Here is an 8886-nt window from a genome sequence, read left to right as displayed (position 1 = left end):
GGTTTTAAATCCACCAATGGCCAAAATTGCCACTTCTCCTGAGATTATTATGGCGGTAGTAGCGGAAAAGTTTCAACTCTCGATCGCCGATCTAAAAGGAAATTCCCGCCGACGAGAAATTAGTTTTGCCCGACAGATTGGAATGTATTTGATGCGTCAACACACGGATTTAAGCTTACCGCGCATTGGCGAAGAATTTGGCGGCAAAGATCACACCACCGTTATTTATAGCTGTGATAAAATCAATCTTTCCCAGCATCAAGATCGACAATTACAAGAAATCTTAGCCCAACTAATCGAGCGAATTAACTCCCTCAGTCGCAATCAGTAGTCGGGGGTAATTATGAATGATGAATTATGAATTATGAATTGGGAATTGGGGAGATGGGAGAATTATGAATTATGAATTATGAATTGGGAATTGGGGAGATGGGAGAATTATGAATTATGAATTATGAATTGGGAATTGGGGAGTGGGGAGTATTTTCAGTGAACAGTAAACAGTAATCGGTGATCGGTACTGATAACTGATAAGTACCTAAGCAAAATTAATTACACATATCTAACCACCTCTTGCCTCCTGCCTTTTGCCTTTTGCCTATCTTCACTAGGAAATTAATTTTGCACGACTACTTAACTGATAACTGATAACCGATAACTGAGATTAACTACAGGAGAATAAACTGGCAATTGTAGCGATGAGACGAGAGGTCATGGGTAAACTATCGATCACCATAGCTGTACATAATAACATCATGTAAAGAATGGAATATTTAAACAGCGATCGAGCCATGTCCCGATCAAAAGGATTCTGTTTTAATCGCCAAGCTTTTTTCAGGAAAACAAACCCTAAAATTAAAGCCGCTACACCATAAACCACACCACAGGCAGCCAAGGGATAAATCAGGAGGAAAGTGAAAGGAACGACGATTAAAGTATAGAGCCAAATCTGCTCGCTAGTGGCTTCTTCTCCTTTAACTACGGGCATCATCGGGATATCCACTTCTGCATAATCATCCTTGATCATTAAAGCTAAAGCCCAAAAATGGGGAGGAGTCCAGAGGAAAATAATTGCGAATAAAATCCAGGGAATCCAACCGAGATCGCCCGTTACTGCCGCCCAACCGACGAGGGGAGGAATCGAGCCAGCCGCGCCACCGATAACAATATTTTGGATACTATGACGCTTGAGCAGATGGGTATAAATCAGCATATAAAATGCGATGCCGGTCATTGCTAAAAATCCGCTCAAAGTATTGACAAAAAAGACAAAAAGTGCTAGGGAAAGAGAGGCTAAAACGAGGGCAAAAATGAGGGCGTGGAGGGGTTGCACGCGACCGGAGGGGATCGGACGGGCGCGAGTACGAAGCATGGTGTGATCGATGTCGCGATCATAGATGCAGTTTAAGGTTTGAGCGGCGGCGGCGGCGAGAGTGCCACCGAGGAGGGTAAGAAAGAGTAAGAGAGGGGAAACCTGACCTTTAGAGGCGATTTCCATAGAAGCGGCTGTAGTAATCAGCAGTAGAGGAATAATTCGCGGTTTGGTGAGTTGATAATAACTTTTAGCGACTTGTAAAAAATTATCGTGGTGGCGAAGGGCTTGAGTTCCAGTCATCGTGATTAAATCCTTAGAGATGGCTTATAGGTGCGAAAGAACGATCGCGAAGGGCAAAAGTGGTAAAAGCGACGAGGGTTGCCACCAATAGCGCACCGATGCTGTGGTGGGTAATGGTTAAGGGTTCCACCTGGAGATGCAGTTTCAGGGTGGCAACGCCCAAAAACACCTGTAGGGCGACTAATCCCCCGGCGCTAAAAGCTAGTTTTTTAAGGAGAGGATGGATAGCGGCAGTTCGCCAAGCGAAGAAAACTAGGGTTAAAACCGAGATAGTGGCGGGAAAAACCCCGATAATGTGGCTATTCATCACGGTGCAGAGTTGGGAAACCGTTAAACACTGATGGGCAGCCCAACGGGAACCGACGAGACCGCCGAGTAGACATTGCAGATAAACTAGACCGGTGGCGACCATTCCCATCCAAGTTAGTTTCCCGACCGCACCTGTGCCACGGTAGGGAGTCAGACCGATAGCAATGACGATTAAGGTGGCAAAAAAGAGCAAAGCTGTGGCTAAATGGGCGGTTACGATGTCAAATCGCAGTAATTGGGTGACGGTTAATCCTCCCAGGACTCCTTGCAGGAGAATTAAAGCCAAGGCAGCGATCGCCGAGGGCAACAGCCAAGGGGGAAGATGGCGACGATACCACCAAGACAGACCGACGAGAGCGATCGTGCTAAACCCGATCAAAGAGGCATCGAGACGATGAAACCACTCCAGAAATACCTGTAGATTCATCTGCTGACTGGGAATCCATTGACCGTAACACAGAGGCCAATCGGGACAAGCTAAACCGGCGTTCATAACTCTGGTGGCAGCACCCACCACCATGAGGGCGAAAGTAGCGATCGCAATTTTCCAGACTAAGCGGCGCATCCACACCTGAATATGGCCAGTTTCTCTTAGGGGTGTCGGGTTAAAAACAGATTCGGTCATCGGTTTGCCTGTTCTCAAGGAGTCTGTCATCAAAGATCATGGCTTTGTTTGCCAGTTAGTTATCACTGTGAATGAGTTTTTTTACGACCAGTAAAACCTTTTAGATATTCTTTAGATTTCTGGTCATTTCCGTTACATTTGTTTACATAAACTCAGAATAAAACATAAAAATTAGTTATTTAAAATACTTTCCCCGAAAACGATCCCAAAGAAAAGATAAAATTCTCAGAAGATGCTGGTTAAATTTCCCATCTATAGGGGAATCATGTTTTAGCCTTGAATAAGTAGCCACTATTAAAAATATTGAAAAGACCGTGAAAATTCCCAGCAGTATCCTGACGCTCGTATTCGGGATCGCCTTGACCTTAATTAGTCTCTGGTATGGCCAAAATCATGGCTTAATGCCTGTGGCCGCTTCCGAAGATGCTCAGGAGATAGATAATATCTTTAATCTGATGATGACCCTCGCCACGGGACTATTTTTAATAGTTGAAGGCGTGATTATCTATATAGTGATTCGCTTTCGCCGTAAACCGGGGGATCAAACCGACGGGCCGGCAGTGGAGGGCAATGTCCCCCTAGAAATCTTCTGGACAGCCATCCCGACGGTAATCGTTTTTATCCTTGCCGTCTATAGCTTCGAGATTTATAACAATATCGGCGGTCTCGATCCCTTGATTTCCAAGGGTGGCAAAGGAGAAATCGCCCACCACGGTCATCACCACGGCACGATGATGGCCCTGGGCGGCGATCGCAGGGTAGCCCTAGGTATCGGCAATTCCTACGATGGTGAAGGAGTTCCCCCCCTAGTGGTCAATGTTAAAGGCATTCAATACGCTTGGATCTTCACCTATCCCGAAACTGGCATTGTTTCCGGAGAACTGCACGCTCCCGTCAATCGTCCCGTGCAACTGAATATGGAAGCGGGAGATGTGATCCATGCTTTCTGGGTTCCCCAATTGCGTCTAAAACAGGACGTTATCCCCGGACAGGAAACGGTGTTATCGTTCACATCCAACCAAATTGGTCAATATCCGATCATTTGTGCGGAACTTTGCGGGGCCTATCACGGCGGCATGAAATCTAGCTTTGTAGTTCACTCCCAAGCCGATTACGACCAATGGGTGCAGGATAACACGATCGCCGAAGTTGACAGCGATCGAACTGTAGCCATGACCACTAAAGATCGCTCTGATAGTCAATATTTGACCCCCTACACCGAAGAAATGGGCATCGACGCTGAAATCCTCGCCCAAGTTGCCCATCAGTAGCAAATGTAATTTTTCTTGTCATCTAAAATCTTGGTATTATGACAGCATCAACGGAAATAACCACCCCAGCAACCGTTCCCGAGGTGATCCATCACCGCAAGTGGACCGATTACTTTACTTTCTGCACCGATCATAAAGTCATCGGGATTCAATATCTGGTGACTGCCTTTCTTTTCTTCTTTATTGGCGGTGCTTTCGCGGAAGTGCTGCGGACAGAATTAGCCACTCCCGACCCCGATTTTGTCTCCCCGGAACTATATAACCAATTCATGACCATGCACGGAACGATCATGATCTTTCTTTGGATCGTTCCGGTTGGGGCAGGTTTTGCCAATTATCTCATTCCCCTGATGATTGGGGCGGAAGATATGGCTTTTCCTCGTCTTAACGCTGTGGCTTTCTGGCTTAATCCCCCCGGCGGGCTGCTATTATTATCCAGTTTCTTTGTCGGCGCACCCCAGTCCGGTTGGACTTCCTACCCACCTTTAAGCTTAATTAGCGGCAAATGGGGCGAAGAATTGTGGATTTTGAGCCTTTTATTGATCGGGACTTCTTCGATTTTAGGCTCGATTAATTTCATCACCACGATCCTGAAAATGCGGATTCCTGAGATGGATTTGTACAGTATGCCGCTATTTTGTTGGGCAATGCTGGCCACATCGACTCTGGTACTGCTTTCCACCCCCGTTCTCGCTTCTGCTCTCGTTCTCTTATCCTTTGATTTAATCGCTGGCACGAGCTTTTTTAACCCCGCCGGCGGCGGCGATCCGGTGGTTTATCAGCATATGTTCTGGTTTTACTCCCATCCTGCTGTTTATATCATGATTTTGCCCTTTTTCGGCACGATATCGGAGATATTACCAGTTCATGCGCGTAAACCGATTTTTGGTTATCGAGCGATCGCCTATTCCAGTCTCACCATCTGTTTCTTGGGTTTAATCGTTTGGGCCCACCATATGTTCACCAGCGGCACCCCCGGCTGGTTACGGATGTTTTTCATGGCGGCAACTATGTTAATCGCCGTTCCCACGGGCATTAAAATCTTTAGTTGGTGTGCCACTCTTTGGGGGGGTAAACTTAGTCTCAATACGTCTTTATTATTTGGGATCGGTTTCCTGTCTTCTTTCCTCATCGGTGGTTTGACCGGGATTATGTTGGCTTCTGTTCCCTTCGATATCCACGTCCACGATACCTATTTTGTCGTCGGTCACTTCCATTATGTACTATTTGGTGGTACGGCAATGGCCCTGTTTTCTGCCGTTTACCATTGGTTCCCGAAAATGACCGGACGGATGTATAACGAGACTCTCGGTCGTATCCACTTTGTTCTCAGTTTTATCGGTTTGAATTTAACTTTCATGCCGATGCACGAATTGGGATTATTGGGTATGAACCGTCGTATTGCTCTGTATGATGTGCAGTTTCAGGATTTAAATGTTCTTAGTACCGCAGGAGCTTATATTCTCGGTATATCGAGTATTCCCTTCGCTATTAATATGGTCTGGAGTGCCTTTAAAGGTCAACCCGCCGGCCGTAATCCTTGGCGCGCTTTAACCCTAGAATGGCAAACCTCCTCTCCCCCAATTATCGAGAATTTCGAGGAAATGCCGATTCTTTGGTCCGGCCCCTACGATTACGGTATTGATATGGAAGAATCAGAAGCAGCGGAATCAGTACAAGATCTCCTCGCTGAAGTGGGCGCAGAATCGCAATAATCAGTTATCAGTTATCAGTTATCAGTTATCAGTTATCAGTTATCAGTTATCAGTTATCAGTTCACTGATTGCTGTTTACCGAAAAAAAGCTTCCCACTTCCCACTTCCCACTTCCCACTGATCACTGAAAAAAAGCTTCCCGTCTCCCGTGTAAACTAAGGATATTCAATTATGCAAGGTTCAACGCTCGAAGATTCTCAACTCTCTGTCAATTATCATCAGGAAACGGTGGAACACGGACATCATGGCCACCCAGATCATCGCTTATTCGGTGTGGTTTTGTTTCTAGTGGCGGAAAGTTCCATCTTTTTAGGCTTATTTGCCGCTTTCTTGTTCTACCGTACCATGTTACCCGTTTGGCCCCCCGCCGGCACGCCCGAATTAGAATTAACCCTACCGACAATTAACACGATTATTCTGGTGTCCAGTAGTTTTGTTATGCACATAGGACAAAAGGCAATTAAACAAAACAATAATGCCGGTTTACAATTGTGGTTCGGCATTACTGCCCTGATGGGAATTATCTTCCTTTGTGGTCAAGGATACGAATATTATCACGCTGAATTCGGTCTGACAACTAATGTTTTCACCAGCGCTTTTTATGCCTTAACCGGATTCCACGGTCTCCACGTTACCTTCGGTTTAGTGCTGATTCTATCTGTCCTCTGGCGTTCTCGTCAAAAAGACCACTATTCTAGTCAATCTCACTTTGGTGTGGAAGCGGCAGAATTATACTGGCATTTCGTCGATGTGGTCTGGATTATCCTATTTTTACTGGTGTATATCTTACGCTAATTTTTGTTATTTAGTAGGAGAAAAGGGCGATCAAGTGATCGCCCTTTTTTATATATTTCAATTTATAAGTAGTCGTACAAAATAAATTTCCTAGTGGTGAGAGGGAACTCCAGAACTGCGGAACGGGCAACAGAAAAGAAATACAGCGATTGTTGCTTTACGGAGAAATGGGTAATTAATTTTGTTTAGGTACTTAGCAATTCCTATACTGGTGAGTAGAGAACAGAGCCAATTGATAACTAATATAGGTGGGTTACGGCGAATACTAGATAATTTTCCCTAGCATAAATTGTCGTCGCCTAACCCACCCTACACCTAAAATTAACGACGACCGAATAAACTCCAACCTTTGCCACCACTAACGGCTGGTTCAGCTTTTTCAGCGACGGGAGCAACTTCTGCGGGGGTTTCCTCACCGGAAAGATTAGAAAGATCGTAGTTTTCTACTAGGAAAAGAGACGCTTTTTCAATAGTAGAATGATCCCAGAAAAGGGTAGAAGGTAACTCTTGACCGACCCAATCTTCTAGATCACCCACCATCGTTACCGCATCGATCGAATCTAAACCATAACGGGTTAAAGGTTCAGTCACATTAATCGTTTTGGCATCTAAAGATAACTGATCGGCTAACTGTTTTACTAACCAATTTTGTACCAGATTATTAAGATTGGAGCTGGAGTTCATGGGTTTTTTCCTCGGTAGTTTGTGAATGGGCTAATTGAAAAGGGGCGATCGAAAAATGTTGATTTTCTCGATATAATTTCAGCAATTCTTGGGCAACATTTTCTACATACACCTCAGACAGAGTGTAAGGCAGCGGCCGGAGAGTTCGCAGTAATCGGTGTAAACTCAACACCAACCATTCCCCCCGGGCAAAAAATTCACCCAGGATGGAACGATTATAAAGCCAAGTGTGTAAACAAGCGGAAGCAGCGTGTAAGGTACAGTATTTCTTGGCAATCTCGAACAATTCGGGTGATTGGTCGTGACCATACTCGAATTTCGATTGACTAATCTGTTCATCGTGAGCATTTAGTTCCTCTAAAACTAAATTACCCAACATCAATAGATTTTCTAATACTTCCGGGTCCACCTCCTGAGAATCTTTCAATCCTTCCAGCATATCAAGGGCAATCTCTAAACCCTGTAGGGAATCATCGATTCCCCGGCCAAATAATTCTAAATTATTGGGTTCAAAGGGAGGAACTGACTTTTCTAGGCTAAAAATCGTCTCTAAACGGCTTTTTAACGCCGACATGGTGCGCGAGTTGCGTTTAGCCCGATATTTAGTTAAAGGACGCAATTGTAGGATTAAAGCATGAAGATTGACGATCGAACTGCCGTCAAACATACTGATAATCGAATTATCCCGCAGTAGCTTCTGGAAGATGCCGAATTCGTGTTCTTCTCGCATATAAAAACGCGATCCCAAGACCACATAAACACTATTAACCATCTCCTCCAGACGGACGGTGACAAAATATTTTACCACCGAAGCCCAGACGCTAAACTGTTCGGGGATAATATGAAAACCTCTCGCGGCCGGAATCGTCTCGCAATCACAAATAAGGATGTCAAGGAAAGCATCCACGAGAGTGCGCCGGGGTTGGGGCAAATCCATCACAGTTTTGTTATAAATTACCCGATTAACGGCAAAACCGAGGGTAGTTCTTAAAGCGGTATCGGCTGCCCCGTGGGAAAAAGCAGCGCACAACATTCGGGTAATCTGGAAACCTTTCAGGGCTAATTCTAAACCGTCTCCCTCCTCGCGTAAACGCATGGAATCGGGGACGAAACAATCCTTAAAACCAATGCCACTCATATCCGAGGCCCGCACACCATGGGTGTATATTTTCGGTAAATTATAGTATTTTTCGGGGTCTAATTGCCGTTTATCGACCATAAATAGGGTTAAACACTTTGGCCCGCCGTTAGCATCGGTTTTCGCCAAAATAAAGGAAACTCCAGAGATAGTCGCCCGGTTAATCGGCCATTTCTCCCCATTGAGAATATAACCTCCTTCCACCTTCGTCGCAGTTAGATCACCATTGATCAGATCGCTACCGTGTTCCTTTTCCGAGTAACCCAGACACATCGCCCCATAGTCATCCATGATAAAACGGGCGAGCTTCTGTTTCTGTTCTGGGGTTCCCGCCATCCAGTTTAAAAACGACCAGAATAGGGTAGTAAAAGCGATGCCGATAGTTTGATCCCGTCGGGAAAGTACCCGCACAAAAGCGACAAATTCCTCAAAAGAGGTAAATTCACCGCCGCAATCGGTGGGAATGTAGTAGTGTTGGAGTTTCCAGTCGTATAACCAGCGAATTTCCTCGTGGGGAAATTCTTCGCTCTCGTCAATTTCGATCACCCGCTTGTAGGATAGAGGGTTATCGGGATTGAGAGGATCGCCTAAGTCTTTTTCCAGTGCTTCAGCAGTCCAGTATTGCTTAAGCTTTTTCATAGTGCCTCTAGGACAGATACAATGTGTTTTTCGTCAATGCCTTCGGTTAGAAGACCCGACCATGCACAAAAATTAATGACCATTCTAGACGTTTG

Annotated in this window: 8 protein-coding genes; 4 read left to right on the top strand and 4 right to left on the bottom strand. The window is 45.3% G+C overall.

What is annotated here, in order from left to right:
• Window positions 1-331 (top strand): helix-turn-helix domain-containing protein (locus PX484_RS02415; RefSeq protein ID WP_288102753.1); only part of this gene is annotated, 331 nt, incomplete at its 5' end.
• A gap of 333 nt (window positions 332-664) precedes the next feature.
• Here PX484_RS02415 and PX484_RS02410 read toward each other — a convergent pair.
• A complete protein-coding gene (locus PX484_RS02410; RefSeq protein ID WP_004163864.1) occupies window positions 665-1615 on the bottom strand; it encodes a heme o synthase in 951 nt (316 codons plus the stop codon).
• 13 nt (window positions 1616-1628) lie between these two features.
• Window positions 1629-2549, bottom strand: a complete 921-nt coding sequence (locus PX484_RS02405; protein ID WP_004163865.1) for a COX15/CtaA family protein — start codon at window positions 2547-2549, stop codon at window positions 1629-1631.
• Between the two features lie 314 nt (window positions 2550-2863).
• Here PX484_RS02405 and PX484_RS02400 point away from each other — a divergent pair, with 314 nt between their 5' ends.
• The 3 genes from PX484_RS02400 to PX484_RS02390 all read left to right on the top strand — a co-directional run bounded on the left by PX484_RS02400 (window position 2864) and on the right by PX484_RS02390 (window position 6330).
• Window positions 2864-3820 (top strand): cytochrome c oxidase subunit II, encoded by a 957-nt coding sequence (locus PX484_RS02400; protein WP_287670687.1) that lies wholly within the window; start codon window positions 2864-2866, stop codon window positions 3818-3820.
• 38 nt (window positions 3821-3858) lie between these two features.
• Window positions 3859-5535: a cytochrome c oxidase subunit I gene (gene ctaD / locus PX484_RS02395; protein ID WP_287670685.1), complete on the top strand. Its 1677-nt coding sequence runs from the start codon at window positions 3859-3861 to the stop codon at window positions 5533-5535.
• Window positions 5536-5706: 171 nt separating this feature from the next.
• Entirely contained in the window at window positions 5707-6330 is a 624-nt protein-coding gene (locus PX484_RS02390; RefSeq protein ID WP_002738397.1) for a cytochrome c oxidase subunit 3, read from the top strand.
• Window positions 6331-6651: 321 nt separating this feature from the next.
• Here PX484_RS02390 and PX484_RS02385 read toward each other — a convergent pair whose 3' ends face one another.
• Together PX484_RS02385 and PX484_RS02380 are read right to left on the bottom strand one after the other, a co-directional pair.
• The gene (locus tag PX484_RS02385; RefSeq protein WP_002758399.1) at window positions 6652-7014 is read right to left on the bottom strand and encodes an acyl carrier protein; all 363 of its coding nucleotides are present in this window, start codon (window positions 7012-7014) and stop codon (window positions 6652-6654) included.
• Window positions 6992-8791, bottom strand: a complete 1800-nt coding sequence (locus tag PX484_RS02380) for an acyl-CoA dehydrogenase family protein (protein ID WP_287765683.1) — start codon at window positions 8789-8791, stop codon at window positions 6992-6994. The genes PX484_RS02385 and PX484_RS02380 overlap by 23 nt, the downstream gene beginning before the upstream one ends.
• Window positions 8792-8886 lie beyond the last annotated feature (95 nt).

The sequence above is a fragment of the Microcystis sp. M49636_WE2 genome (assembly GCF_030065375.1).
In the GTDB taxonomy this organism is placed as follows: Bacteria; Cyanobacteriota; Cyanobacteriia; order Cyanobacteriales; family Microcystaceae; genus Microcystis; species Microcystis aeruginosa_C.
The sequence above is the reverse complement of the archived record's forward strand: the minus strand, read 5'-3'. Positions and strand labels throughout refer to the sequence as shown.